General features: G+C 69.4%; 24 protein-coding genes and 1 pseudogene. 12 read left to right on the top strand and 13 right to left on the bottom strand.

Annotated elements, in window-relative coordinates:
- Positions 1-18 precede the first annotated feature (18 nt).
- Together ACH4TV_RS21550 and glyA are read right to left on the bottom strand one after the other, a co-directional pair.
- Positions 19-1,239: a sarcosine oxidase subunit beta family protein gene (locus tag ACH4TV_RS21550; RefSeq protein ID WP_398400369.1), complete on the bottom strand. Its 1,221-nt coding sequence runs from the start codon at positions 1,237-1,239 to the stop codon at positions 19-21.
- Positions 1,236-2,588 carry a serine hydroxymethyltransferase gene (gene glyA / locus ACH4TV_RS21545; RefSeq protein ID WP_398400368.1) on the bottom strand — a complete coding sequence of 451 codons (1,353 nt, stop codon included), beginning with the start codon at positions 2,586-2,588 and terminating at the stop codon, positions 1,236-1,238. The genes ACH4TV_RS21550 and glyA overlap by 4 nt, the downstream gene beginning before the upstream one ends.
- 96 nt (positions 2,589-2,684) lie before the next feature.
- Here glyA and ACH4TV_RS21540 point away from each other — a divergent pair, with 96 nt between their 5' ends.
- Positions 2,685-3,350 (top strand): GntR family transcriptional regulator, encoded by a 666-nt coding sequence (locus ACH4TV_RS21540; protein WP_398400366.1) that lies wholly within the window; start codon positions 2,685-2,687, stop codon positions 3,348-3,350.
- A 323-nt stretch (positions 3,351-3,673) separates the two neighbouring features.
- Positions 3,674-4,675, top strand: a complete 1,002-nt coding sequence (locus ACH4TV_RS21535; RefSeq protein WP_398400364.1) for an ornithine cyclodeaminase family protein — start codon at positions 3,674-3,676, stop codon at positions 4,673-4,675.
- Positions 4,676-4,812: 137 nt separating this feature from the next.
- Here ACH4TV_RS21535 and ACH4TV_RS21530 read toward each other — a convergent pair.
- Positions 4,813-5,118: pseudogene (locus ACH4TV_RS21530) on the bottom strand (transcriptional regulator); the annotation flags it as partial.
- Between the two features lie 357 nt (positions 5,119-5,475).
- Here ACH4TV_RS21530 and ACH4TV_RS21525 point away from each other — a divergent pair.
- Together ACH4TV_RS21525 and ACH4TV_RS21520 are read left to right on the top strand one after the other, a co-directional pair.
- On the top strand, positions 5,476-6,513 hold the full coding sequence (locus tag ACH4TV_RS21525) for a hydroxyacid dehydrogenase (RefSeq protein WP_398400362.1): 1,038 nt from the start codon (positions 5,476-5,478) through the stop codon (positions 6,511-6,513).
- A gap of 20 nt (positions 6,514-6,533) precedes the next feature.
- Positions 6,534-7,211: an HAD-IA family hydrolase gene (locus tag ACH4TV_RS21520; RefSeq protein ID WP_398400360.1), complete on the top strand. Its 678-nt coding sequence runs from the start codon at positions 6,534-6,536 to the stop codon at positions 7,209-7,211.
- Between the two features lie 90 nt (positions 7,212-7,301).
- Here ACH4TV_RS21520 and ACH4TV_RS21515 read toward each other — a convergent pair whose 3' ends face one another.
- The 5 genes from ACH4TV_RS21515 to ACH4TV_RS21495 all read right to left on the bottom strand — a co-directional run bounded on the left by ACH4TV_RS21515 (position 7,302) and on the right by ACH4TV_RS21495 (position 11,202).
- Positions 7,302-8,075, bottom strand: a complete 774-nt coding sequence (locus tag ACH4TV_RS21515; protein ID WP_398400357.1) for an SDR family NAD(P)-dependent oxidoreductase — start codon at positions 8,073-8,075, stop codon at positions 7,302-7,304.
- 199 nt (positions 8,076-8,274) lie between these two features.
- Positions 8,275-9,060, bottom strand: coding sequence for an SDR family NAD(P)-dependent oxidoreductase (locus ACH4TV_RS21510; RefSeq protein ID WP_398400355.1), 786 nt, complete (start codon positions 9,058-9,060; stop codon positions 8,275-8,277).
- Between the two features lie 41 nt (positions 9,061-9,101).
- On the bottom strand, positions 9,102-9,416 hold the full coding sequence (locus tag ACH4TV_RS21505) for an alcohol dehydrogenase catalytic domain-containing protein (protein WP_398400353.1): 315 nt from the start codon (positions 9,414-9,416) through the stop codon (positions 9,102-9,104).
- A gap of 114 nt (positions 9,417-9,530) precedes the next feature.
- Entirely contained in the window at positions 9,531-10,790 is a 1,260-nt protein-coding gene (locus ACH4TV_RS21500; RefSeq protein ID WP_398400351.1) for a cytochrome P450, read from the bottom strand.
- A 205-nt stretch (positions 10,791-10,995) separates the two neighbouring features.
- Positions 10,996-11,202, bottom strand: coding sequence for a ferredoxin (locus ACH4TV_RS21495; RefSeq protein ID WP_398400348.1), 207 nt, complete (start codon positions 11,200-11,202; stop codon positions 10,996-10,998).
- A gap of 108 nt (positions 11,203-11,310) precedes the next feature.
- On the opposite strand from ACH4TV_RS21495, the gene ACH4TV_RS21490 reads away from it, so the two are divergent.
- Together ACH4TV_RS21490 and ACH4TV_RS21485 are read left to right on the top strand one after the other, a co-directional pair.
- Complete coding sequence (locus ACH4TV_RS21490; RefSeq protein ID WP_398400345.1) at positions 11,311-11,940, top strand: TetR/AcrR family transcriptional regulator; 630 nt, start codon at positions 11,311-11,313, stop codon at positions 11,938-11,940.
- Positions 11,941-12,087: 147 nt separating this feature from the next.
- Complete coding sequence (locus ACH4TV_RS21485) at positions 12,088-12,690, top strand: HutD family protein (RefSeq protein WP_398400343.1); 603 nt, start codon at positions 12,088-12,090, stop codon at positions 12,688-12,690.
- Between the two features lie 95 nt (positions 12,691-12,785).
- On the opposite strand, the gene pruA is transcribed toward ACH4TV_RS21485, so the two are convergent.
- The 3 genes from pruA to ACH4TV_RS21470 all read right to left on the bottom strand — a co-directional run bounded on the left by pruA (position 12,786) and on the right by ACH4TV_RS21470 (position 16,176).
- Positions 12,786-14,432 carry an L-glutamate gamma-semialdehyde dehydrogenase gene (pruA, locus tag ACH4TV_RS21480; RefSeq protein ID WP_398400341.1) on the bottom strand — a complete coding sequence of 549 codons (1,647 nt, stop codon included), beginning with the start codon at positions 14,430-14,432 and terminating at the stop codon, positions 12,786-12,788.
- Between the two features lie 59 nt (positions 14,433-14,491).
- Positions 14,492-15,181, bottom strand: coding sequence for a GntR family transcriptional regulator (locus tag ACH4TV_RS21475; RefSeq protein WP_398400339.1), 690 nt, complete (start codon positions 15,179-15,181; stop codon positions 14,492-14,494).
- Positions 15,182-15,264: 83 nt separating this feature from the next.
- Positions 15,265-16,176 (bottom strand): proline dehydrogenase family protein, encoded by a 912-nt coding sequence (locus tag ACH4TV_RS21470; protein ID WP_398400337.1) that lies wholly within the window; start codon positions 16,174-16,176, stop codon positions 15,265-15,267.
- Between the two features lie 430 nt (positions 16,177-16,606).
- On the opposite strand from ACH4TV_RS21470, the gene ACH4TV_RS21465 reads away from it, so the two are divergent.
- The 3 genes from ACH4TV_RS21465 (at position 16,607) to ACH4TV_RS21455 (ending at position 19,866) form a co-directional block, all read left to right on the top strand.
- Positions 16,607-17,785, top strand: a complete 1,179-nt coding sequence (locus tag ACH4TV_RS21465) for an FAD-dependent oxidoreductase (RefSeq protein ID WP_398400335.1) — start codon at positions 16,607-16,609, stop codon at positions 17,783-17,785.
- Positions 17,782-18,993 (top strand): allantoate amidohydrolase, encoded by a 1,212-nt coding sequence (locus ACH4TV_RS21460; RefSeq protein WP_398400333.1) that lies wholly within the window; start codon positions 17,782-17,784, stop codon positions 18,991-18,993. Before ACH4TV_RS21465 ends, ACH4TV_RS21460 begins: the two co-directional genes overlap by 4 nt.
- 174 nt (positions 18,994-19,167) lie before the next feature.
- Positions 19,168-19,866 carry a GntR family transcriptional regulator gene (locus ACH4TV_RS21455; RefSeq protein ID WP_398400331.1) on the top strand — a complete coding sequence of 233 codons (699 nt, stop codon included), beginning with the start codon at positions 19,168-19,170 and terminating at the stop codon, positions 19,864-19,866.
- Between the two features lie 82 nt (positions 19,867-19,948).
- Here the strand turns inward: ACH4TV_RS21455 and ACH4TV_RS21450 are convergent, their stop codons facing one another.
- A complete protein-coding gene (locus tag ACH4TV_RS21450; protein WP_398400329.1) occupies positions 19,949-21,337 on the bottom strand; it encodes a glycoside hydrolase family 43 protein in 1,389 nt (462 codons plus the stop codon).
- Positions 21,338-21,658: 321 nt separating this feature from the next.
- Here ACH4TV_RS21450 and ACH4TV_RS21445 point away from each other — a divergent pair, with 321 nt between their 5' ends.
- From ACH4TV_RS21445 to ACH4TV_RS21435, 3 genes are all read left to right on the top strand, one after another.
- Positions 21,659-21,877 carry a hypothetical protein gene (locus tag ACH4TV_RS21445; RefSeq protein WP_398400327.1) on the top strand — a complete coding sequence of 73 codons (219 nt, stop codon included), beginning with the start codon at positions 21,659-21,661 and terminating at the stop codon, positions 21,875-21,877.
- A 159-nt stretch (positions 21,878-22,036) separates the two neighbouring features.
- Entirely contained in the window at positions 22,037-23,524 is a 1,488-nt protein-coding gene (locus ACH4TV_RS21440) for a flotillin family protein (protein WP_398400324.1), read from the top strand.
- Between the two features lie 53 nt (positions 23,525-23,577).
- A complete protein-coding gene (locus ACH4TV_RS21435; RefSeq protein ID WP_398400322.1) occupies positions 23,578-24,024 on the top strand; it encodes a type II toxin-antitoxin system PemK/MazF family toxin in 447 nt (148 codons plus the stop codon).
- 77 nt (positions 24,025-24,101) lie between these two features.
- On the opposite strand, the gene ACH4TV_RS21430 is transcribed toward ACH4TV_RS21435, so the two are convergent.
- Positions 24,102-24,923 carry a TIGR02452 family protein gene (locus ACH4TV_RS21430; protein WP_398400320.1) on the bottom strand — a complete coding sequence of 274 codons (822 nt, stop codon included), beginning with the start codon at positions 24,921-24,923 and terminating at the stop codon, positions 24,102-24,104.
- Between the last annotated feature and the right edge of the window lie 119 nt (positions 24,924-25,042).

Raw genomic sequence — 25,042 nt, 5'->3', positions numbered from 1 at the left:
CCTTCTCTCAACAGGCTGTCAGTGGGCCACGGCTGCGGCGCCGTGCTCGTCGATCAGGGCGCCCGTCGCGAAACGTTCGAGGGCGAAGGGGGCGTTCAGGGGATGCGGCTCGCCCGTGGCGATGGTGTGGGCGAAGGTCCAGCCGGCGGCCGGGGTGGCCTTGAAGCCGCCGGTCCCCCACCCGCAGTTGACGTACAGGTTCTCGACCGGGGTGGTGCCGATGATCGGGGAGGCGTCCGGGCTGACGTCGACGATGCCGCCCCAGGTCCGCAGCACGTGCGCGCGGGCGAAGACGGGGAACAGCTCGACGGCGGCGGCCATCTGCTGCTCGATCACGTGGAAGGAGCCGCGCTGGCCATAGCCGTTGTACGAGTCCACGCCCGCGCCCATCACCAGCTCGCCCTTGTGGGCCTGGGAGACGTACACGTGCACGTGGTTCGACATGACGACGGTGGGGTGCACCGGCTCGTGCAGCTCGGAGACCAGCGCCTGCAGCGGATGCGACTGCACCGGCAGCCGGACGCCGGCCCGCTCGGACAGCACGCTGCTGTGCCCGGCGGCCGCAAGACCGACACTGCCGGCGAGGATGCGGCCGCGGTTGGTCTCGACGCCCACGACCCGGTCGCCGTCCTTGAGGAAGCCGGTGACCTCGCAGCCCTGGATCAGATCCACGCCCATCTCGTCGGCCCGGCGGGCCAGCGCCCAGGCGACGTGGTCGTGCTTGGCGATGCCGGCGCGCGGCTGGAAGGTGGCGCCCAGGACCGGGTACCGGGTACGGGAGGAGACGTTGAGGATGGGACAGACCTTGGCGACCTCTTCCGGTTCGAGCCACTCGGCGTCGACGCCGTTGAGACGGTTGGCGTTGGCTCGGCGCATGCCCTCACGGACGTCCTGCAGGGTGTGGGCGAGGTTGAGGACGCCGCGCTGGCTGAACAGGAAGTCGTAGTCCAGTTCCTCCGGGAGCCGCTCCCACAGCTTGAGCGCGTACTCGTAGATCGCCGCGCTCTCGTCCCACAGGTAGTTCGAGCGGATGATCGTGGTGTTGCGCGCCATGTTGCCGCCGGCCAGCCAGCCCTTCTCCAGGACGGCGACGTTGGTGATGCCGTGGTTCTTGGCAAGGTAGTAGGCGGTGGCCAGGCCATGGCCGCCCGCGCCGACGATGACGACGTCGTACGAGGAGCGCGGGTCGGGGTTGCGCCAGAGCCAGTCCGGATGCTCCGGCAGCGCCGTGCTGGTCATACCGCGTCTCCGTTCAGGTGGGACAGGTGGGACAGGTGGGACAGGTGGGACAGGTGGGGATAGAGGGGGAAGGCGGAGGCGAGCTTCGCGACCCGGTCGCGCAGCAGGCCCACGCGCTCGTCGCCGAGCCGCTCGTCCTTCAGGGCCTGCGCGATGATGTCGGCCACCTCCCGGAACTCCGCCTCGCCGAAGCCCCGGGTCGCCAGGGCCGGGGTGCCGATCCGCAGCCCCGAGGAGACCATCGGCGGGCGGGGGTCGAACGGCACCGCGTTGCGGTTGACGGTGATGCCGATACGGTCCAGCCGGTCCTCGGCCTGCTTCCCGTCGAGCGCGGAGTTCCGCAGGTCGACGAGGACCAGGTGGACTTCGGTGCCGCCGGTCAGCACGGTGATCCCGGCCTCGGCCACGTCGTCGGCCAGTAGCCGTCCGGCGAGAATGCGGGCGCCGGCCAGCGTGCGCTGCTGGCGCTCCTTGAACTCCTCCCCCGCCGCCACCTTGAAGGCCACGGCCTTCGCCGCGATGACATGCTCCAGCGGGCCGCCCTGCTGGCCCGGGAAGACCGCGGAGTTGATCTTCTTGGCCAGGGCGGCACGGCTGAGGATCACCCCGCCGCGCGGGCCGCCGAGGGTCTTGTGCGTGGTGGTCGTCACGACGTCGGCGTACGGCACCGGATTCGGGTGCAGGCCCACGGCCACCAGCCCGGCGAAGTGCGCCATGTCCACCAGCAGATACGCGCCCACCGCGTCCGCGATCCGCCGGAACTCGGCGAAGTCCAGCCGCCGGGGGTAGGCGGACCAGCCGGCGACGATCATTTTGGGCCGATGGGCGAGAGCGAGCTGCTCGACCTCGTCCATGTCGACGCGCAGGTCGGACTCGCGCACGTGGTACGGCACGACGTTGTACAGCTTGCCGGAGTAGTTGAGGCGCATGCCGTGGGTCAGATGACCGCCGTGCGCGAGGTCGAGGCCGAGGATCGTGTCGCCGGGCTGGAGCAGCGCGAACATCGCGGCGGCGTTGGCCTGGGCGCCCGAGTGGGGCTGCACGTTGGCGGCCTCGGCGCCGAAGAGTTCCTTCACCCGGGCGATGGCCAACTGCTCGATGACGTCGACGTGTTCGCAGCCGCCGTAGTAGCGGCGGCCCGGGTAGCCCTCGGCGTACTTGTTGGTGAGAACGGAGCCCTGGGCCTCCATGACGGCCGCCGGGGCGAAGTTCTCCGAGGCGATCATCTCCAGGGTGGACTGCTGACGGCGCAGCTCGGCGTCGACCGCGGCGGCGACCTCCGGGTCGAGCTCGCTGAGCGGGACGGAGAGAGAGGAGGCGACCGTGGTGGTGGACGGGTTCGTTGCCATCTGCACACCGTTCTGAGAGCCAACTAATGAACGACTGATATATCAACCTCTGCGGTAAGGTATGGGAGCTTGTCGGCCAGGTCAAGGGGGCATCTCATGCAGCAGACGGCGACAGAGCCCGGAGGCGAGGAACTGTCCCTCGCCGAACGCGCGTACCGCGTCATCCGCGACCGGCTCGTCATGCTGGAGATCCGCCCGGGCGCGCCGATCAACGAGGACCAGCTGGCACAGTCCCTCGGCGTCGGCCGGACACCGGTGCGCGAGGCCCTCAAGCGGCTCCAGTACGAGCGCCTCATCGCGACCTACCCCCGGCGCGGCACCTTCGCCACCGACGTCAACATCACCGACCTGGCCCACATCTCCGAAGTACGCCAGGAACTGGAGCCCCTGGCCGCCTCCCAGGCCGCGCGGCGCGCCACGGCCACGGACCGGGCGACGCTGACGGACGTCCTGCGGGAGCTGGAGAGCGTGGATCCCGGGCGGCGCGACGCCGCCGAGCTCATGCACCTGGACCTTCAGGTCCACCGCGCCATCTACGCCGCCACGCACAACCCGTACCTGGAGGACACCCTCGTCCGGTACGACAACCTGGCCACCCGCATCTGGTGTCTGTTCGTCGACCGGTTGTCCGACATGGCCGGTCACGTCGAAGAGCACGGACCGTTGATCGAGGCGATCGTCGCCGGTGACCCGGACAGGGCGGCACAGCTGGCCCGCAGTCACGTCGTGGGCTTCGAACAGGCCATTCGCGCGGCCATCTGAGAGGGCGTTGCGCAGGCGACCGGCTGTCGGGAGCCGTAGCCGGATTTTTGACTCAGACGTACCCGGACGGCCGGTCCGCCAGCGAAGGCATTGTTGGTGACCGCCGTCCTTCACATACTTCACTACCACCGGCGGCCACGCTGCCGGCTCGCCACGAAACCCGAGCCCGTCGTCCTTCGACGGCCGGCTCCGCGTCCCGGGTCGACACCTGCCACCTGTCCACAGGCCCACTTGCCTTGAGGAGACTCGAAAATGTCGTCATACCTTGGCGATGACCGCATGATGCCGGCCGCCCCCCTCTCGCCCCGCCGTGTGCTGCAGCCATGAGATTCCTCGACGAGCAGGACGTCCGCTCCCTCTTCGACATCGATACCGCGATCTCCTCGCAGCGGACGGCCTTCGTCGCTCTCGCGCGGGGAGAGGCATGGCAACCCGAGAAGATCCTGGGCGGCCACATGGCAGACGAGCCCGACACCGTCTTCTGCTATGCCTCCCGCCTCGACCGCGAAAGCGGCCCCGTCTGCAAGTTCGGAAGTATCAACCCCGGGAACGCGGTGGCGGGCCGGCCAACAGTGAATGCCGTGGTCGCCGTGCTCGACCCCGGCACCGGCGTTCCTGTGGCCTTCATGGACGGCACGGCGCTCACCACGCTGCGCACAGCCGCTGCCAGCGCGGTCGCAGTCGAGGCACTGGCCAGGAAGAACGCGGCCCGTCTCCTCGTACTGGGGTCCGGCGTGCAGGGGCAGGCGCACATCGCCGCACTGCAGAGGAACAGGTCCTACGCCTGGACCGGGATGTGGTCACCGCGCCGGTCCTCGCTCGACGCGTCCGTCGGCCGCCTGCGCGAGCAGGGGTTCGACGTCGAACAGGTGGGGTCCCTGAACGACGCGATCGCCGAGGCGGACGTCGTCGTCTGCGCCACCTTGGCCACCGAGCCACTGTTCTCCGTGCGCGAGCTCTCACCCGGTGCCACCGTCGTCACAGTCGGATCCTTCGACCGGCACCGCTGCGAGATCGGACCCGACATCCTCCGCGCCGGCCGTCACGTCGTCGTCGATCACGAACCGACGGCACGGCAGAACTGCGGTCCGATCGTCGCGGCTCTGGCCCAGGCCGGCGCGGCGGAGCTGGAAGTCCTCGAACTCGGCCATGTTCTGACCGGTGCCGCGACCGGTCGCGACAGCGACGACGACATCGTCACGTACATCAGTGCCGGCCTCGGAGTTCAGGACGCGGCAGCAGCCTGGAGCATCTACCAGCGGGCCGAAGCGCACGATGTCGGCCAGAGCGTCGATTGGCCGCACACCACCGGAAGTGTGGAATGAGCGTCAATGGCCCCCTGTCCCGGCAGGCAGGGTGCGGAGGCTGCGTCTGCTGGTGGTACCAGTAGCGCCGGTGGACGGGGTCGCATCGTGCTCGGGACGACGCACCGCGGCGCCCCCGTCCTGACCGGCAGCCCGTGCTACCGGCCTGCGTCCTGGGAGACCGTCCAGGAGGCGAGGAGGCGCAGGGCTTCTTCGGAGGGTGAGCCGGGTTCGGCGGTGTAGATGAGGAGGGTGAGGCCGGGTTCGTCGTCCACGGCCGAGCCGTGCCAGGTGAGGGTGAGGCCGCCGACGACCGGGGGGTGGAAGCGTTTGACGCCGGTGCCGTGGCGACGGACGTTGTGGGAGCCCCAACGGGTGCGGAAGGCGTCGCTGCGGGTGGACAGCTCGCCCACCAGGTCGTGGAGGTCCTTGTCGTGCGGGTTGCGGCCGGCCTCGGTGCGCAGCCGTATCCGTCTGCGCGAGTGCAGGCTGTCCGACGGCAAACCCCATATCGTCCGCTCCAGTTTCCTACCGAGATCGCCCCCGGCAGCCCTGGCCCGATCAGCTACCTCCCCCTCCCGCTCAACAAGGGCGCGGCCGCCGTCCTGGGAGGCGTTAGCCTCTTCGGCGGCAGGAGCAGCATCGCCGGCCCGGGCGTCGGAGCCGTCGTCGTCACCGGGATCATCGAAGGGCCGCGCCGTCACCCATCGCCGCACCCGCGATGCCACCGGCAAGGAACTCGTCGCCCTGGTCACCGGCGCCAAAAGCGCCGAGCTGTGACCGGCGGGCGAGCCGATACCCGTCCGCACGCAAGGAGTTCTGTGAGCACCCCATCCCCCACCCCCGCCAAGCCTGTGGTGGTCCTGCGCCCTGCCCCACAACGCACGGACCGCATCTTCACCCCCGCCGCCCTGGAATTGCTCCGCGACCGCTTCACCGTGGTGGACCTGGAGAAGGACCCTGCCGAAGAAGCCCTGGAGGAGGTTCTGCCCGACGCCTTCGCGATCGTCGGACAACCCGACATGCCGACCCAACGGCTCGCCCGCGCGGTCACGTTGCGGGCCCTGCTGAACGTCGAAGGCAACTTCTTCCCCAACGTCGACTACCCGACCTGCTTCGAGCGCGGCATCCACGTCCTGGGCTGCGGACCCGCCTACGCCCAGGCCGTCGCCGAGTACTCCCTCGGACTCGCCCTCGACCTCGCCCGTGGCATCAGCCGCGAGGACCGCGCCTTCCGTGCCGGACAGGAGCGCTACGTCTCCGACGGCAACGCCGACGCCGTCCTGCTGCAAGGCTCCGACGTGGGCCTGGTCGGCTTCGGCAACCTCGGCCGCAGCCTCAACCGGCTCCTCGCCCCCTTCCGGCCGACCATCCGCGTGTACGACCCCTGGCTGCCGCCCGGCGTCCTGCACGAACACGGTGTGCTTCCCGCCTCGCTGGACGAGACACTGTCCCGCAGCCGCTTCGTGTTCGTGCTGGCCACCGTCACGGACGACAGCCGCCACCTGATCGGGAAACGCGAACTCGATCTGCTGCCGGACGGCGCCCGCCTCGTCCTGGTCAGCCGTGCCCCGGTCGTCGACTACCCGGCACTCCTCTCCCACGTCGCGCGCGGACGCCTGCTCGCGGGTATCGACGTATGGCCGGACGAACCGGTCGCCGCCGACGATCCCGCCCGCCATCTCGAGGGTCTCGTGCTGTCCGCCCACCGCGCGGGCGGCATCCCGGAGGCCTTCCAGGCCATCGGCGACATGGTCCTCGACGACCTGACACTCCTCGCCCAGGGGCTTCCACCCGTCCGTATGCAGACCGCCGCCCGCGAACTGGTCGGCCGCTACCGCAACCGCCCCGTGACCTGAAGAGACGACGAGAGACCGCCATGACTGCGCAGTCCCACCCGCCCACCGTGCTCGACATCCCCTGCGAGGGCCTGCTCTTCGACAACGACGGTGTCCTGGTCGACTCCGACCACGGTGTCGACCAGGCCTGGAGCCAATGGGCACGCGACCGTGACCTGCCGCCGGAGCAGGTGACGGCCATGGTGCACGGCCGCCGTTCGGCCGACACCGTTGCACTCCTGGTGACCGACCCGACGGAGCGACCGGCCGCACTCGCCGCGATCGACCGCCTGGAGGTCGAGGCCGCGGTCACCACCACGGCGCTCCCCGGCGCCCTCGACTTCCTGGCAAGCCTGCCGCGCGAGCGGTGGGCGGTGGTGACCTCCGGAGTGACCGCCCTGGCCCGGGCCCGCCTGAAGGCGGCGGGGCTGCCCACCCCACCCGTACTCATCACCGCGGACGACGTCAGCCACGGCAAACCGGCCCCCGACGGCTACCGCGCGGCGGCCAAGAAGCTGGGCTTCGCCCCGGCGCGGACTGTTGTCTTCGAGGACAGCACCGCGGGGGCGAAGGCCGGAGCCGCAGCGGGCGCAACCGTCATCGGAGTCGGTGAGCGCGGACTGGCCACCGACGCCACCATCGTCGTCCGCGACCTGCGCGGCCTGACCTGGCACAACGGCGTACTCCACCTCGCCGCCGCAGACCTGCTGCGGTCCTGACCACGCCCTGCGCATCCGACCCGGGCGCCGACCGGTGTCCCCTGGCGTCGGCACCACGTGCCAGGGAGGTGGTCGCGCGGGGGCGGGTCATCATTCGCGCAGAAGTGCGCCGCCGTTGATCGACCAGACCTGGCCGTTGATCCACTCCCCGTCGTCGGAGAGCAGGAACGCCACCACTCCGGCCAGGTCACCGGGCTGGCCGAACCGGGGGCTGGGGATGGTCATCCGCGCGAATTCCAGCGCCTGGGGGGTCAGGGCCATCTTCTCCGCGGACTCGGTCATCACCACCCCGGGCGACACGCAGTTGCAGCGGATGCCCTGCTTGCCCCAGCGGGAGGCGACGTGGCGGGTGAGCGCGTTGATCCCGGCCTTGCTGGTCTGGTACGCCGCGCGCTGGTGGTCGCCCACGTGCGCGGACAGGGAGGAGGTGTTGACGATCGCTCCGCGGCCCTGTTCGAGCAGCAGCGGAAGGGCCGCGCGGCAGGTGAGCGCGAAGCCGATCAGGTTCACCTCAAGGGTGCGCCGCCAGACGGCCGGGTCCATGTCCAGCAGGTCGCCGTCACGACCCAGCACGTCCGCCGAGGCGTCGGCACCGACGTTGTAGAGCCCGTCGACTCCGCCCAGGTGGTCGACGGCGGTGTCGAACAGGGCGCGTACCGACCGCTCGTCGGCGAGGTCGAACTCGACGGCGAATGCGTTTCCGCCGGCTTCGGTGATGCGCTTGGCGGTGGCGTGCGCCGCGTCCGCATTGATGTCGCCGATCACGACCGTGGCGCCCTCGGCAGCGAGGCGCTCGGCGGTGCCGGCGCCTATCCCGTTGCCGCCTCCGGCGATGACGATGCGCTGTCCGGTAAGACCTCTCATGGCATGACTCCTGTTTCTTGTGTTCTTGCGTGGAGTGGTGCGGGGTGTGACCGCACGCCCGGCCGGCAATTCCTCGCGTGATGCCCGGTCGGCCGGACCAACTGGTGGGTTGTCGACGGCTCTTACTCGCCGAAGGTGACGACGCCCCTTACTGCCGCTCCTGGTGCTCGGCGAGTTCGGGGGTGGCTCGGATGCCCGCTCAGCCCATGACGTGGGGCTGGCCGGTCCAGGCGGTGAGTCCGCCGTCGACGGCGAGGGTGACGCCGGTGATGTACGAGGCGTCGTCCGAGGCGAGGAACGCGACCACTGACGCGATCTCCGATGGTTCGGCAGCGCGTCCCAGCGGGATGTGGTCTTCGTAGAGGTCGCGGACATCGGTGCGGGCGTCCAGCCACTGCCGCAGACCCTGGGTGAGAACGGGCCCCGGGGCAATGGCGTTGACGCGCACGCCCTGTTTGCCGAAGTCGACGGCGACGCTGCGGGTGAGGTTGATGACGGCGCCCTTGGCCGCGTTGTAGGCGGCGAGATTGTAGTCGCCACCGAGTCCGGAGATGGATGCGGTGCTGACGACGGAGCCGCGTGTTGCCGCCAGGTGCGGCAGGGCGTAGCGAATGGTGTGGAACACCCCGTTGAGGTCGACGTCCAGCACGGCTTTCCACCCGTCGAGGGTGACGTCGGCGGCGTTGCCGGGAGCGGCGATACCGGCGTTGGGAACGACGAGGTCGAGCTGGCCGTGCTCGGCGACGACCTCCTCGATCACTGTCCGTGTGGCGTCGGCGTCCGAAACATCAAGCACACGGGACTGCAGACGGGTCGAGTCGTGCTGCTTCATGAACGACGCTGCAGCGTCTGCGTCGATGTCCACCGCGACAACGACCGCGCCCTCGACCAGCAGGCGTTCGGTGATCGCGGCACCGATACCGGAGACTCCGCCGGTGACCATCGCCACCTTGCCGTCGAAACGGTTCTCTGCTCTTACGTTCATCTCAATGCCCTTTTTTGGGGTGGGGTCAGTCGAGGCTGAGCTCAGGGGTTCGGGTAGCCGTGCGGGTCCGGCCTTGCCGGCGCCGCAGCGCGCTCGCCGAGGCGTCGGCGCCGACGTTGTAGAGCCCCCACCTCGGCCACTTCGCCGGCCGGTTCGTGGCCGGGCGCCAGCGGGACGACCGACCCGCCGGGGCCCAGGCGGACCCCGCCCTCGCGGACGAACGTGGCGTCGGTGCCGCAGATGCCGCAGGCGCGGATCCGCAACAGGACGTCGTTGGCGCCGGGCACCGGGCGCTCGACCTCCACCACCTCGATCCGGCCTTGCCCTCCGGTCCGGACGGACTTCATCGTGGCCATGGGAAGCCTCTTTCCTGGGACGTGTTCTTCGTACGTGGCGCTGTGGCGCGGCGGGCGGGCACGCCGTCGGCAGTTCGTCGTAGAGACCCGCGTGGGCGTACCCGTCCTCGCCGGTCAGGCAGTCGACCTGCCGACTGCCGTGGTGGTCACCACGCGACCGGCAGCTCGTGGGGGCCGTAGGTGATGGCGTTGTTGCGGAAGGGCGATCTGGTCCAGGGGTACCGCCGGCCGGAGGCCCGGCAGTCGGCGCAGCAGTGTGGGCAGGGCGATCTGCAGTTCCACCCGGGCCAGGGGCTGGCCGAGGCACTGGTGGGTGCCGTAGCCGAAGGCGAGGTGACCGCGGGCGTTGCGGTCCGGGTCCAAGGTGTCGGGGTCGGCGGAGAAGGACGCGTCGCGGTTGCCGGCGGGCAGGTTCATGATCACGGCCTCGCCGGCCCGGACGAGCTGCCCGCCGACGGTGACGTCCTCGGTGGCGACGCGGAAGATCCCGTCCTGGACGATGGTCAGGTACCGCAGCAGTTCCTCGACCGCGTTCGCCACGACGGCGGGATCGTCGGTGTCGCGGATCCGGGCGAGCCGGTCGGGCTTCTCCAGCAGGGTCAGGGTGCTCAGGGCGATCATGTTGGCCGTCGTCTCATGCCCGGCGACCAGCAGCGCCATACCGTTGACGACCACGGTGTCGCGGCTGATCTCCCCGGCGGCGACCCGCCGGAGCTGCCGGCTGATCAGGTCGTCCGCCGGCTCGCGCTCCTTGCGGGCCGTCAGCTCGTACATATAGCCGGCCAGCGCCATGCCGGCCGCCTGCTTCTCCTCGTCCGTCGCGTCGGCCCTGACGATGGTGGCGCTGTGCTCCTGGAAGTACGTGTGGTCCTCGTAGGGCACACCGAGCATCAGGGAGATGACCATGGACGGGATCGGGAAGGCGTAGGCGCTCACCAGATCCGCCGGTGACCCCTGGCTGATCATCTGCTCCAGGAAGTGATCGACCTGCTCCTGGATCAGCGGGCGCAGCCGTTCCATCTGCTTGACGGTGAACTCGCCGGTGAGCATCCGACGTAACCGGATGTGTTCCGGGTCGTCCATCCGTACGAAGGACTGGGCCACCTCTGACCCGCCGGGGGCCGGGACGGGAAAGCCCGGCGTACGGTCGTCCGCGCTGAGCCGGGGATCGCTGAGGGCCTGCCGGATGTCGGCGAACCGGCTCACCACCCACATCGGTTCGCCACGCCACAGCGCGCGTCGCAGACCTTCGCCCTCACGCCAGTCCGTGTAGTCGGCCGGCGGATCGAAGGGGCAGCGCGCGGACCGGACTCCGGGGAACGGGGGTAGTTCGGGCTGGTCGACCGGGGCGGTCGTGCGGGTCGTCGTACTCATGGATTGCTCCTTGGCAAGCTTGAAAAAAAAGGGGGGTCACGCCGTACGCGACGGCGGCCTACGAGGTGGGTGAAGCGGTGGCCATGACGGTGGCGGCCGTGTCCCAGGTGGCGCCTGAGGCGATGAGCGTCCGACAGGAGCGCAGCGCCTTGGGTGACTTGCCGACGGCGAGCACACCGGTGAGCCGGTCTCGCGCCTACCAGCGCTATTCGGTTCGCGACTCCGCCACGTGGATCGCGGCGGCGGGACAGGCCAGGGCCGACTCCCGCACGGCTCGGTGCCGGTCCGCCCCGGGGGCCTCGGTCAGCAGCACAACCACGCCGTCCTCCTCCCGCTGGTCGAAGACGTCTGGTGCGATCAGGACGCACTGCCCGGCGGCCACGCACTTGGGTTCGTCCACGGTGAGCTTCATGGGGGTCCTCTCTCGGCCGGACAGGGCCGCATGGGGCCACTTCCACGAAACACATTAACCGACACTCGTAGGTAAACCAACAGTCGTCGGTTAGATAGGATGTCGACCATGTCCACGACCCGACAGAACCCGCCGGCAGGCGACCGGCGCGTACGTCGCACTCACGCGGCCCTGCAGGGCGCGCTGATCAAGCTCGTCGAGGAACAGGACCTGGGGCAGATCAGCGTCGCGGACGTCGCCGAACAGGCCGGCGTGAACCGCACGACCTTCTACGACCACTACCGGGACGTCCATGAACTGGCCGAGGCCGCCTGCACCTCGACGATCGACGCCCTGATCGAGTCCCTTCCCGCCCTCGATCCCGCGCCCGCGGACCCGGACGCGGACCCCGCCCGGTCACTCGTCGCGTTCTTCGAGAACCTCGCCGAACACGCCGGTCTCTACCGCAGCCTCCTGGGGCCACAGGGCAGCGCCCGCGTCATCGACCACATCCGCAGCCGCATCTCCGCCTCCGTCCACACCGCCCTGCGCCTGAACGCCGGCACACCGCTGGAAAACGTCGCGCCGACCGACCTTCCCCACGACGTACCCGCCGCCTTCACCGCCGGCGCACTCCTCGGCGTGGCCACCGACTGGCTCCAACGCGACAGCCCCACCACACCGACCGAGATGGCCGAACTCACCTGGCCACTCCTCGTCGCCCACCACACCGCCGACCTCCAGCGCACCAAAACCTGACGAGCTCCCCCGTCGGCACGTAGGCCGGCCTCGCACTCGATGATCACGTGCCCGGACGCTCCTGCCGTCCGACAGCCGAGAGGCCGGCGGCCCGGGTGCGCCGGTGCAGGCAGCCGGGCGGATGACAGAGCAAGGAGATGGTGCCGGATGGGCGAAGACGCTCTGCGCTGGAGCCACTACCGCAGCGTGCCGTGGAAGAACGGCGGCGGTACGACCCGCGAGGTCGCGTCGGGCACCATGCAGGCGCCTCGGGCCTCGACGGAGATCACGGACGGCTTCGACTGGCGGGTGAGCGTCGCGGACGTGGACACGGAAGGCTCCTTCTCCGCCTTCCCCGGCATCGACCGCGTGATCACCCTCGTCGAGGGCGAGGGCATGGTGCTGACCGTGGACGGAACACCGCATCCGGTCGGGCCGTTGAGTCCCTTCGCCTTCTCCGGCGACGCGGCGACGCACTGCCGACCGGCAGCGGGCACGGTCCGCAACATGAACGTGATGACCCGCAGGAGCCGGGCCACGGCACAGGTGCGGATCATCACCGTCACCGCCGCGCAGGGGCCCGAGTGGGCCTGCGCCGCCGGCGAGACCCTGCTCGTCATGGCCGTCACCGAAGGGATCGCCGTCGGCGGACCGGACGGACGGGAGACCGCACTCGGCCGCCTCGACTGCGTGCGTCACGAAGGCCCGGCGGCGGTGACTCTACGGGGCGACGGCACGGTGGCCGCGATCACGATCACCACGGCGTGCTGACGGCGGGAACCCACGCCGTCGCCCGGTCGCCTCGCGCTCGATGTCGGCCATGCACTGTCGCTCCCGCAACGTGACGCACACACCGCACCGCGACGTCACCGCTGGAGGTAGGGGTAGGTCCAGTCCGTGGCGGGGGTGAGGCTCTCCTTGATGAACCGCGGCGAGATCCAGCGCTGCAGCGCCAGACGCGAACCCGTTCGGTCGTTGGTGCCCGAGGCCCGGCCGCCGCCGAAGGAGACCTGACCCATGAGCGCCCCGGTCGGCTTGTCGTTGACGTAGGTCATGCCGGCCGTGTTGCGGAGCACGTCGAGGGCGCTCGAGATCGCCCGGCGGTCGGAGGCGAAGACGGACAGCGTCAACGCGTAGCCGCTGGCCCGGTCGACCTCGCGGAGGACCGTGTCCCACTCGCTGTCCTCGTACACGTACACGCTGAGCAGCGGACCGAAGAACTCCTCCGACAGGGTGAACGCCGTCGGGTCGGTCGTGGTGTAGATCGTCGGGTCGACGAACCAGCCTGTCGAGGTGTCGGTCCTGCCGCCCACCAGGAGCTCGTGGGTGTCGAGCGCGTTCGCCCGGACGAATGCCGACTGGAGACGGTCCGCGGCGGTCCGGTCGATCACCGCACCGATGTACGTCTCGTGCTTGGTCGGGTCACCGACGGGCAGCTCGCGGACGATGTCGACCAGCTCGTCACGGAGCTTGTTCCACACCGAGCGCGCGATGTACGCGCGTGAGGCCGCGGAGCACTTCTGGCCCTGGTACTCGAAGGCCGAACGGACCAGCGCGGTGCGGACGGCGTCGATGTCCGCCGTCGGGTGTACGAGGACGGCGTTCTTGCCGCCGGTCTCGCCGACCAGCCGGGGGAAGGAACGGTAGGTGTCGATGTTGTCGCCGATGGCGCGCCACAGGCTCCGGAAGACCGCCGTGGAGCCCGTGAAGGTGAGGCCGGCGAAGTCCGGGTCCGCGATGGCGGTGGCAGACACCGCGGCGCCCGAACCGTGGACCAGATTGATGACACCCGGCGGCAGCCCGGCCTCCTCGAGGACCCGCATGGTGACCTCGGCTGCGAGAGCCGCCTTCTCCGCGGGCTTCCACACGACGGTGTTGCCCATGAGGGCGGGGGTCGTCGGCAGGTTGACGCCGATCGCGGTGAAGTTGAACGGGGTGATCGCGAGGACGAATCCCTCCAGCGGACGCTGGTCGAGGATGTTGATGTCACCGGGGAGCGCCGCCGGCTGGTCGGCGTAGATCTGCTGCGCGAGGTGCACGTTGTACCGCATGAAGTCCGCGAACTCGCTTGCGGCGTCGATCTCGGCCTGGTGGAACGTCTTGGACTGTCCCGTCATCGTCGCGGCGACCAGTTCGTCGCGGTACTTCCCCGCGGCCAGGTCGCCCGCGCGCAGCATGATCGCCGCGCGCTCCCACCAGGGGGTGCGGGACCACTCGTGTGCCGTCGCGAGGGAGGCCGCGATCGCCTTCTTCGTCACGGTCTCGTCCGCCACGGCCAGGGTGCCGATGACGCTCTGATGGGCGTGCGGCTCGACGACGCACGTGGTCTCGGCGGTCATGATCCGCTCGCCGTTGACGACGTGGGGAATCTCCCTCGGGTTGACGCGGATGTTCTCGATCGCGGCCGATACCGATCGCGACTCCGGCGATCCGGGTACGAAGTCCCGCGACGGTTCGTTCTTCGGTGCGGGCATCCGCGGGTTCGCGGCGATGCTGACGGGTGTGGCGGACATGAGGGTTTCCCTTTCAGGTGGGTTGCTCGGCGTACGGCCTACGCCGGACGGTGCTGATGTCAGTGAGTGACGAGCTGGTTCTCGAGACGCCGGCGAGCGCTCGCGACCGACCGTCGGGTGATCGCGAGCGCCGCGTCGAGGTCTCGCTCCGCGAGCGCACCGATCAGGGCCGGCTGGGGCTCCCACAGCGATGCATCACGCGACCGGATCGCGGCGCGGGCCCCGATGACCTTGTAGGGGCGGCACTGGGTCCACAGCGAGTCGACCGTCCGGACGAGGACGTCGTTGCCTCCGGCGAGGTAGAGCTGCCGGAGCAGCACCTCGTCGGCCTCAAGCGCCTCGTTGACGTCCTCGTGAACCACCGCGCGGAACATCCGGTCGCACGCTTCACGCATGACCGCGAGATCCGACTCGGTCACCCGGGGCACGCCGAGCCGCGTGGCCTCGACCTCCAAGACGGCTCGGACGTCGTAGACGGCGATGAGTTCGCGGACGGTGAACTCACGGACCCTGGCCCCGCGATGGGGGTGGCTGACGGCCAGCCCGTTCTCGACGAGCAGCCGGACCGCTTCCCGCACCGGCGTGACGCTGGTTCCCACCTGTTCCGCGATGTCACGGACCCGAAGCCGCGCGCCGGCGGGCAGCTCACCGGTGAAGATGCGGCTCGCGAGCACCTCGTAGACCTGGTCGGCCACGAGCGTGGGACCGACTCCGGCCGGGATCGCGACAGCATGGGTGGTCGTGGTCATACGCACCAGCGGTGAACGTGCGCCGGGGAAAGCGAGTTGATGCCGATCGTCCGACCGCCCCGGAGAACGCCGAGTGAGCTGCATCATGATCCGACGACCGACCGGAGGAAGAGAAGAAGATTGGCGGGCTTCTCGGCCATGCGGCGCGTCAGATACGGATACCACTCGGTGCCGTAAGGCAGGTACACACGGACGCGGTAGCCCTCGCGGACCAGTTCCTCCTGCAGTTCGCGGCGCACGCCTTGAAGCATCTGGAACTCGAACGAGCGCTTGTCCAGACCGAGTTCGCGGGCCGTGCGCTTCACGGTCTCGATGCAGGCGTCGTCATGGGTACCGAAGGCGGGGTCGGGAAGGTTGGCGAGTGCCCACTTGGCGAAGTGCTGGTACTGCGCCGTCACGTCGTCGCGGTCGAGGATGGCCACGTCCACCTTCTCGTCGAAGGCACCCTTGACGAGCCGGATCCTGGGCGGGGTGTCACCGAACTCGTACAGGTCCTGAAAAGTGCTGCGCATGCAGGCCTGGATGGCCACGCGAGTCTCCGGGTACTCCACGTGGCAGCGCCGGAAGATCTCCAGCGTCTCCCGGCCGACGGAGCTGTGCTCCATGTCGACCTCGACCTCGCACCCGTGGGCACGGGCCGCCTCCAGGAGTCGGCGCAGGTTCTTCTCACAGCTCTCCGGGGAGATGACGATGCCGAGCTGGGACAGCTTGACCGACACGGTCGCACTCGCGCTCCGCGGCGCCATGCCCTCGATGACTCGGATGTACTCCGCGGTCGCGGCCTCCGACTGCTTCAGGTCGTGGACGGACTCACCTAGCAGGTCCAGGCTCACCTCGATCCCGACGGAGTTGAGCTGCTCGGTGACGTCGAGCGCCTCGGCGAGGGTGGTGCCCGCGACGTAACGCTGCACGATGGGCCGGGTCAGCTTGCTCTTGGTGACGATCCGCCCGAGCTTCTTGTTCTCGGACGCCACAAGAAGGAGTTTGTTCGGCACGGGGATGCCCTTCTGATCGGAGTAGAGCGTCGGGAGCACCGTGGATGCGCGACGGCTCCGGGCTCTCCGCGAGGAGGTCTTCGAGACGAGTGAGAGTGCGCACCGGTTACCGTAATTTGTGATCACACATCACGCAAGGTTCGTTCATGCGAAAACATCAACCACCACCCGACCGATCTGCGACTACACCAGGAACGCCGCGCCGCAATCGACTTCTAGTGCACATTTTGGCTGGTCAAGCACATATTCCAGCCCGCCGAAGAGCACAGCCGCCGAGCAGGCGATTCTGCGAACCCTGGGCCATGGAGCAGCAGACATCGACCTCCAAGTTACCGGCGGGTCACTATGGACGCCAGATGTGATCACATGTCACGCTCACTGAACCAGGTGACCTTTCTCTGCCGCGAACACGACATATCAGGAACAGACCATGGCAACTGAGCAGTCCACCTTTGTCGTTGTCGGCGCGGGGCTGGCCGGCGCCGCGACCGCATGGCGCCTCGCGGAAGCCGGCAACGACGTCACACTCGTCGAACGCGGTCTGCCGGCCGACCACGAAGGCAGCTCGCACGGCTCCGCACGGATCTTCCGATACGCCTACCCGTCCACGCTCTACACCGATCTGGCCCTCCGGTCGCGACCCCTCTGGTCGGAGCTGGAGGCGGCTGCCGGAAAGCAGCTGATCAGCCGGACCGGCTGTCTGGACTGGGGCGAGCGGCGCGACCCGGGCGCACTCGCGCGCTCCCTGGAGGCGGCCGGCATCGAGCACGAACTGCTCAGTCCTGCGATGGCCTCGGAGCGCTGGCAGGTCGAGTTCGACTCGCCGGTGCTGTGGCATCCGGACGCCGGGGTGATCGACGCGGAGAGGTCGGTCGAGGCGATGGTCTCTCTCGCGGTCTCCCACGGTGCCCGCCTGCGAACGGGGCGGGACGTACAGAGAATCGACAGGATGGCGTCCGGCTATCGTCTGCATGACGGCGCGGGTGGCACTTTCGATGCCGAGCGAGTGGTCCTCTGCGCCGGCGGCTTCCTGCCTCGACTCCTGCAGAACACTGGTGCCGACGAGCGGTTCACAGCCGCGATGCCGCGGTTCACGGTCACCCAGGAACAGGCCTACCACTTCCCCTACCGTGACGGCGCCGAAGGCTGGCCGACCTTCATCCACAAGACCGAGGCGATCCGAACCTACAGCCTTCCCGGTGGTCGCGACGCCGATTTCCGTGGCCAGAAGCTCGCGGAGTACGCCGTGGGGAAGGTGCTGCCCTCGGCATACGAGCAGGACGGGCAGATCGATCCGGCGAACCGCGAACGGCTGCTCTCCTACGTCAAGGACAACCTCCCCGGCCTCGTGCCCGAGCCGTACGCGGAGACGACCTGCCTCTTCACGACGACCCCGAGCGAGGACTTCGTGCTCGACCGTACCGAGAACCTCACAGTGATCTCCCCGTGCTCCGGACATGGCGCGAAGTTCGCTCCACTCATCGGCGTTCTCGCCGCCCATCTCGCCGGCGCCGGCACTCCTGCCGCCGGTCGCGCCGCCCTCCCCCGGGAGTTCCTGGTCGGCGGCAGCCTGGGTGCCGCTTCCCTCCGGGACGGGGGACGGCGATGACCGCCTCGTCGATGATGGCCGGCCTGTCCGGGATCGGCCGCGATCCGAAGCGCGGGGGCTACAGCCGCCCCGTGTTCTCGCCGGCGGAACTCGAGTTGCGGGAGTGGTTCGCCGGGGAAGCCCAGCGTCTGGGGCTCGACGTGGAAACGGACCGGAACGGCATCATCTGGGCCTGGTGGGACGCACCGGGCCGAGCTCGTGACCATGCTGTCGCGACCGGGAGCCATCTCGACTCGGTGCCCGGCGGCGGCGCGTTCGACGGTCCACTGGGGGTCGTCTCGGCACTCGCGGCGGTCGAGCTGATGCAGGCTTCCGGTTTCCGCCCGAGCCGCCCTGTGGTCATCGTCGTCTTCCCGGAGGAGGAGGGATCGAGGTACGGCCTGCCCTGCCTCGGCTCCGGTCTCATGGCCGGCACGGTCTCCGTGGACCGAGCCCTTGCGCTCAAGGACGACAACGGCGACACGCTCGCCGATCTCTTCGGCCGCAACGGAATCGACCCCGACCGGGTCGGACCCGACGCGAGAGCCCTGGAACGCATAGGCGCCTTCGTGGAGCTCCACGTCGAGCAGGGCCGAGGCCTCGTCGACCTGTCCGAGCCCGTGGCCATCGGCCGCAGCATCATCGGGCACGGCCGCTGGAAGCTGCGCTTCGAAGGGCAGGGCAACCATGCCGGAACGACGTTGATGTCGGACCGCCGCGACCCGATGGTCCCCGCGGCCCGGACGATCCTCGCGGTACAGGAGGCTGCGCGGGCCGTCGCGGGTGCCCGTGCGACCGTCGGGAAAGTGATTCCGGTGCCCGGCGGCTCCAACGTCATCGCCTCGGCCGTGGACGTCTGGCTCGACGTGCGGCACGCGGACGAGTCGGTCCTGGAGCCCCTCGTCGATGAGATCACGACCCAGGCACGCGGACTCGCACTCGCGGCAGACTGCCACTCGTCGGTCACCCGTGAGTCGTACAGCCCGACCGCGACCTTCGATGCCGACCTGATCCAGCGCTTCACGAAGGTCCTTCCGTCCGCGCCACTGCTCGACACGGGTGCCGGTCACGACGCGGGAGTGCTGGCGCCGTTCACCCCCTCGGCAATGCTGTTCGTGCGTAATCCCAGCGGAATCTCACACTCCCCGGAGGAGCACGCCGAGGACGCCGATGTGGACGCCGGCGCACAGGCGCTCGCCCTGGTCCTGATGGATCTGTCGTCCGAGTAGCCCTCGTACCGTCTCGGCGTGGCTGTCAGGAGGTGCGCGATCCGGGCCGGCGGGACCGGGGCCGGCCGATTCCGGGCCGGCCCGCCTGGGCCGTACGACCGGCCGGGTCAGACCGCTCCCGTACGCGGCTATCGTGTTCCTGTCTTCTCTGCTGCCGACGCGATGGAGTTCTCAGTGGTCACAGGAACTGGCCGCGAGAGCCAGACCGTCAACCCGACGCTCGTCGCGGACCAGGTCTACGAGGTCCTCGCCCAACGCATCTTCGACGGCGAACTCGCGGCGGGAGACCGTCTGCCCGTCCGGGACCTGGCCGAGCAAGTGGGAACGAGCGTCATGCCGGTTCGGGAGGCGATTCGGCTCCTGGTGAAGAACGGCCTCGCCGTGGCCCACCCGCATCGAGGGGCCCGGGTCCGCGAGTTCACCGTTCACGAGCTACTGGATCTCTATGAGGTCCGGACGATCCTCGAGGTCGAGGCCACCCGGAAGAGCGCGGCGTCCGTCACCGGCGACGACCTGGACAAGATGCGGGGCGCTTGTGAACGGATGTACCGGGCCGTCGTCCTGGGACGCGTCACGGATGCTCTCGACGAGGACGAGGACCTGCTGCGGCACCTGTACCGCGCAGGCGGCAACGAGGTCCTGGTGTCGACCATCGACTCCTTGTGGATCCAATGCCGGCCCTACAAGGTGATCGGTGCACGTGTGGCCCTGGAAGCTCACGACTCGTCCTTGTGGACCCCCCAGCCTGCGCTGATCGACGCGCTCTCGGCCGGCGACACGGAACTGGCCGCCACGATCACGCGTGACTCCCTTCTCAGCGCCCGCCGACGCCTCGTGCGGGAGATGCGTGTCCCGGAGGACCCGGACCAGTAGGCATACGCAGCGACCCCTGTGACGGTCGGACCGCACAGGGGTCGCACCCGGACCATCCGGATCAAGCACGCGCCGCCGGCTTTCAGGCCCAGGCGGTCACCGGCACGAACGAGCTGTCCTGGCGGAAGGTGTCCGTGCCGTCCGTCACGTCCACGCGCAGCTGGTAGTTGTAGTGGCGCAGGAAGTAGCCCGGGTAGTTGTACGACTCGAAGCGCATCGAGCCCGACGCCGTGCCCGTCCGCGCGATGAACGTGGCGTCCCTCGCGAAGGTGGACGTACCGTCGTTGGCGTCGAACCGGGCGCGGTAGCTGTAGTGGCGCAGGTAGTTGCCGGCGCTGTCGCGGAAGGAGTAGCCGTTGGCGTCGGCGAGACCGGCGACGACGGTGAAGGTGGCCGCCTGCTTGACCGCGGCGGTGCTGGAGCTGCTCACCACGGGGAGGTTGAGCAGGGAGGACTCCACCTGCCAGTACCGCGTCGAGTAGTTGGCCGACCGGAAGGAACGTGTGACGCCCTTCGCCAGGGTCGGGCCGCCGCTGACCGTCTCCTTGATGACGGTGAAGTGGCGTGCCGTGCCGGAGACCACGGGCAGCGCCTTGGGAGCGGTCCAGGTGGCGAACGTGTTGTAACTGTCGCTGTAGTAGTAGTTCCCGTCGCCGTAGCCGTCGAAGAAGATCCGCCAGCCGCCGTTGTCGAGCTGGATCACGGACGGGCCTTCGCGGTAGCTGCCCCAGCCCGCCCAGTTGCCGGTCTTCGAGATGGTGTAGGGGCCGGCGAGGTTGGTCGCGGTGGCGTACTCGATGTACTTCGTCGTCTCGTTCTTCGGGAACGCGTGGTAGGTCGAGCCGATCTTCACGATGACCGTGTCGATGTGGTTCGCCCCGATGCCGGACAGGGCGACCGGTGAACTCCACGCGGTGAGCCCGGAGTTGGTCGCCCTCAGCAGATACGGGGTGAAGATCCACTCGTCGCTGGTGACCGAGCAGGACACGATGATGTTCACGCTGCCGTCGCTGTCGACGAACCACTCGGGCGCCCAGGCGCGGGAGAGGTTGGCGATCGGGACCGTGTAGTCGTACAGGAAGGTCCAGTTGACGCGGTCCGAGCTGCGGGCGAAGCCGATGGTGGTGCTGGTGTCCTGCCAGGTGTGCGTGGTGTAGGTGACGTAGTAGTAGCCGTTGGTGTGCTTGATGATGCTCGCGTCGCGGATGCGGTTGCTGGGCGGGGTGTAGGCCGAGGACTGCACGAGCCGGAAGTCGGTGGCGTCGTCGGACTGGTAGACGTTCACCGTGCCGTCGTTGCTGTTGAGGAACGGCACGATGGTGTACCGCGTGGCGGATCCGCTGGGCGGGGCCGCCGCGGCGGCGGTGCCGAGCAGTCCGGGCAGTTCACCCAGGACGAGCGCCGAGACGGGCAGGGCGGCCAGCGCACGCAACAGGCTGCGGCGGGAGGGCGTGGGGCGGGGTCTGGTCACGTGCGGCTCCTTGGTGATCCAACCGACGGCTCTCCACGTTCGACATTGCGAACGCAGTTCGGTAAATCGGTCAGACCGTAGATCCGGGCCGTGCGCACGTCAATACTTCGGGCACGCCCCGGACCTGTGAATCTCCGCCCGGCCAGGCATATTCGACATCCCGAACGACATCACTCCGCCGGCCGTTACCGTGCGGTAGAGGAGCTGTGGAATAGCAATGGAGAACACGCCGACGCGGCGGACAGGGAGTGGGCCGCGGGTGGACGAGCCGGTCGCCGACTCGACGGCCACGCAGGGGGGTTCGGCCCGTACCCTGTGACCATGGACGACGCGCCGATGGTCGGCTTGATGGGGCGGGTGACCGGCACGATCGGACCGGGGCTGGTCGGCGAGGTGATCGTCCGGGTGCGCGGCGGTGCCGAGCACTTCCTGGCGTACCCCGCCGCCGCGAAGGACCGCATCGAGCGGGGGACGGTGGTGATGGTCGTGGAGTATCTGCCGCCGCGCACGGTGTACGTCACCCCTGCGTACGACAGTTGAGCCCGGCCGGCGTGCCGTCGGGCTGTCCGGGTACGTCTGCGGATGATCACGTATGCGTCAAACTTGCAACAAGGATTCGTCAGGTTCTGTACCCCGGCCCCGCACAGGAGCACCCTTGCGTTCGTTCGGTGCCGAAAGGGCACCAGGCAAAGGGGGCGTATGCCGATGTTCGTCGGCGTCGTTGCGGGGATCGCGGTAGCAGCGGTTCTCGCACTCATCGGTGTGTTCAAGATGATGTGGCGGGTCGCTGAACCCAACGAGGCACTCATCATCTCCGGTTCCAAGCACAGGACCGAAGGCCTTGAGGAAGGCATGGGGTTCCGTATCGTCACCGGGCGCGGCACGCTTGTGCTGCCCGGGATGCAGGCGGTGCGCAAGCTGTCGCTCGACCTCAACGAGACCGAGCTGCTGGTGGACTGCGTGACCACCCAGGGCATTCCGCTGAAGGTGCGGGGCGTGGTCATCTTCAAGGTGGGCGACGACTTCGTGTCGATAGCCAATGCGGGCCGCCGTTTCCTCGACCAGCAGAAGATGATGGCGGAGCGCGTGCACAACGTGTTCGCCGGGCATCTGCGGTCCATCGTCGGCGGGTTGACCGTCGAGGAGATGATCCGCGACCGGGAGAAGCTCACCGGGCAGACCCGGGCCGCGTGCGGCACCGAGATGGAGAAGCTCGGGCTGATCGTCGACTCCCTCCAGATCCACGAGATCGAGGACCCGACCGGGTACATCAAGAACCTCGCCATGCCGCACGCCGCCGCCGTACAGCGGGACGCGCGCATCGCACAGGCGGAGGCGAACCGTCTCGCCACCGAAGCCGAACAGAAGGCCGCGGCGCGGATGTCGGAGGCCACCCGGGACAGCGAGATCCTCCAGGCCGGGTACCAGGCCGAGCGCGACAAGGCGGCGGCCAAGGCCCGGCAGGCCGGACCGCTCGCCGACGCCGCCGCCCGGCAGGACGTCGTCGTCCAGGAGACCCGCATCGCCGAACTCGACGCCCTGCGCCGCGAGCAGCAACTCCAGGCGGACGTCCGCAAGCCGGCCGACGCACAGGCCTACGAGACGCGGGCGCGGGCCGAGGCCGAGCGTGACGCGCGTATCTCGGCGGCGCAGGCCAAGGCCAAGGAGACCGAGCTCGCGGCCACGGCCGAGGCGAACCGGGTGAAGGCCGCCGCGGGCGCCGAGGCCGAGGCGACCAAGGCGCGAGGTGCGGCCGCCGCCATGGCGACCAGGGCCACCGGTGAGGCCGAGGCCGCCGCGTCCCAGGCCAAGGGGCTCGCCGCCGCCGAGGCGACGCGGGCGAAGGGGCTCGCCGAGGCGGAGACCATCAAGGCGCGGGCAGCCGCACTCGCGGAGAACCAGGAGGCGGTGGTCGCCCAGCAACTCGCCGAGAACTGGCCGGAGATCGTGAAGGCCGGCGCGTCCGCCTTCGGCAGCGTGGACAACATGGTGGTGCTCAACGGCGCGGACGGTGTGGCGGAGATGCTCGCCAAGGCGCTCACGATGGGCGGTACGGGGCTGGGGCTGGCGCGGCAGCTGCTCGCGTCCATGAACCAGAACGGGCAGGCTCCGAACGGGACTTCGGCGTTGAACGGGCTGGTGGCGCCGGGCTCCCAGAAAGTGCCGGTGGAGAAGGACGAGGGGTGATGCGGTGAGGGCGGTGCGGTGAGGGGCGGTGCGCAGGCTCTAACGTGAGCCTCGTGACTGCCTTCACCGATGCCGATGTTCCGGGGCGATACGGCCCCTCCGCCACCACCGAGGCCGATCCTCGCGACGTGGGCCGGGTGCGTACCGAGTACTCACCGGCCCACGACGGCGATCCCGATCCCGGCGAGATCGTGTGGACCTGGGTGCCGTTCGAGGAGAACGACGGGCGGGGCAAGGACCGGCCCGTCCTTGTTGTCGCTCGCGAGGCCGGCGGGACGTTTCTTGCCGTGCAGCTGTCGAGTAAGCGGCATGACGGGGACCGGGAGTGGGTGCCCATTGGGAGCGGCCCCTGGGATCGGACCGGGCGGGACTCGTGGGTTGATGTGGATCGGGTGCTGCGGCTGTTTGAGGACGGGATGCGGCGGGAGGCCTGTGCATTGGATCGGATGCGGTTCAACTCTGTTGTTTTGCGGCTGCGGGAGCGGTATGGGTGGCGGTGAGTTTCGGTTGTGATCACAGTGCGGGGCTGTGGGGGCTGGTCGCGCAGTTCCCCGCGCCCCTATAAGCAAGCCGCGCCCTAGGGGGCGCTTGCTCCAGTGAACGTGCGTTCGAAGGACGCCCGCGTCGTCGCGTTCTTCGTGCGGTCCAGCACCGCGAACACCACCCTCTCGAATCTGCCCTCGAAACGGCCGCCCACCAGCAGGTTCCTGAACGTGGCCGCCACCATGGCCGGGTCGTTCTGGAAGACTCCGCAGCCCCACGCGCCCAGTACCAGGCAGTGGTAGCCCTCTGTCGTGGCCGTTTCCAGGACCCGTGCCGCTCGGCTCGCCAAGGCTCCCGGAAGTTCGGGGGCCCGGTCAGGGGCCGTTCGTCGTACGACGCCCGCGTTCGGGGCCGCCGAGGTCAGGAAGCCGGCCGTGAACGGGGTGTCCAGCAGGTTGCCCCGGTCGTCGCGGAAGACCGGTACCCCGGGTGAGTGGATGACGCGGTCCGTGTAGAAGGGGTCGCGGTGGGCGCGGTGGTGGTCGTAGAACTCGCGCGCCTCTCTCAGGCAGACGTACAGCGCCGAGGCGCGGCACAGGGCCTCTTCCTGGGCCTGCGCGCCGTTCAGGTAGCCGCCGCCCGGATTGCGGGCCGAGGAGAAGTTCAGGACGGCCACCGGGCCGGGGAGACGGCGGGCGGCCTCCAGGCTGCTCTCACCGGTGACCTCGAACGTCGTGTCCAGCAGTGAGGCCGCCGGAGGCACCTCCACCGGGCCCGGGCCGTAGAGGCGGGTGCCCGCCCGGGCGGCCTTGATCGCCGCGGCGAGTCGCACCTCGCGTCCGTCGGACGCGCGGTAGGAACCGGCCGCGACGATCTCCTCCGTGCCACGGGCGAGGTCGCGCAGACGGGCGCTCATGGCGCCACCCCCGTGTGCGCCATGTCAGTGCCCCGTGCTCGCTCCCCCGCCGTGCTCATGCAGGCATCGTGGGCGATGCTGGTCGTGCGGTGCAACAGAGTTTCCCGGCCCGCGAACGG

This window comes from Streptomyces sp. NPDC020898, from assembly GCF_044333925.1.
Taxonomy (GTDB): Bacteria; Actinomycetota; Actinomycetes; order Streptomycetales; family Streptomycetaceae; genus Streptomyces.
The sequence above is the reverse complement of the archived record's forward strand: the minus strand, read 5'-3'. Positions and strand labels throughout refer to the sequence as shown.

Bases quoted from the DNA above. Each gene is read 5' to 3' on its own strand.
- ACH4TV_RS21490 (WP_398400345.1), top strand. From the start codon at position 11,311: ATGTCCACGACCCGACAGAACCCGCCGGCAGGCGACCGGCGCGTACGT.
- glyA (WP_398400368.1), bottom strand. From the start codon at position 2,588: ATGGCAACGAACCCGTCCACCACCACGGTCGCCTCCTCTCTCTCCGTC.
- ACH4TV_RS21515 (WP_398400357.1), bottom strand. From the start codon at position 8,075: ATGAGAGGTCTTACCGGACAGCGCATCGTCATCGCCGGAGGCGGCAAC.
- ACH4TV_RS21440 (WP_398400324.1), top strand. From the start codon at position 22,037: ATGCCGATGTTCGTCGGCGTCGTTGCGGGGATCGCGGTAGCAGCGGTT.
- ACH4TV_RS21445 (WP_398400327.1), top strand. From the start codon at position 21,659: ATGGACGACGCGCCGATGGTCGGCTTGATGGGGCGGGTGACCGGCACG.
- pruA (WP_398400341.1), bottom strand. From the start codon at position 14,432: ATGTCCGCCACACCCGTCAGCATCGCCGCGAACCCGCGGATGCCCGCA.
- ACH4TV_RS21500 (WP_398400351.1), bottom strand. From the start codon at position 10,790: ATGAGTACGACGACCCGCACGACCGCCCCGGTCGACCAGCCCGAACTA.
- ACH4TV_RS21495 (WP_398400348.1), bottom strand. From the start codon at position 11,202: ATGAAGCTCACCGTGGACGAACCCAAGTGCGTGGCCGCCGGGCAGTGC.
- ACH4TV_RS21460 (WP_398400333.1), top strand. From the start codon at position 17,782: ATGACCGCCTCGTCGATGATGGCCGGCCTGTCCGGGATCGGCCGCGAT.
- ACH4TV_RS21540 (WP_398400366.1), top strand. From the start codon at position 2,685: ATGCAGCAGACGGCGACAGAGCCCGGAGGCGAGGAACTGTCCCTCGCC.
- ACH4TV_RS21485 (WP_398400343.1), top strand. From the start codon at position 12,088: ATGGGCGAAGACGCTCTGCGCTGGAGCCACTACCGCAGCGTGCCGTGG.
- ACH4TV_RS21505 (WP_398400353.1), bottom strand. From the start codon at position 9,416: ATGGCCACGATGAAGTCCGTCCGGACCGGAGGGCAAGGCCGGATCGAG.
- ACH4TV_RS21430 (WP_398400320.1), bottom strand. From the start codon at position 24,923: ATGAGCGCCCGTCTGCGCGACCTCGCCCGTGGCACGGAGGAGATCGTC.
- ACH4TV_RS21550 (WP_398400369.1), bottom strand. From the start codon at position 1,239: ATGACCAGCACGGCGCTGCCGGAGCATCCGGACTGGCTCTGGCGCAAC.
- ACH4TV_RS21535 (WP_398400364.1), top strand. From the start codon at position 3,674: ATGAGATTCCTCGACGAGCAGGACGTCCGCTCCCTCTTCGACATCGAT.
- ACH4TV_RS21475 (WP_398400339.1), bottom strand. From the start codon at position 15,181: ATGACCACGACCACCCATGCTGTCGCGATCCCGGCCGGAGTCGGTCCC.
- ACH4TV_RS21510 (WP_398400355.1), bottom strand. From the start codon at position 9,060: ATGAACGTAAGAGCAGAGAACCGTTTCGACGGCAAGGTGGCGATGGTC.
- ACH4TV_RS21465 (WP_398400335.1), top strand. From the start codon at position 16,607: ATGGCAACTGAGCAGTCCACCTTTGTCGTTGTCGGCGCGGGGCTGGCC.
- ACH4TV_RS21520 (WP_398400360.1), top strand. From the start codon at position 6,534: ATGACTGCGCAGTCCCACCCGCCCACCGTGCTCGACATCCCCTGCGAG.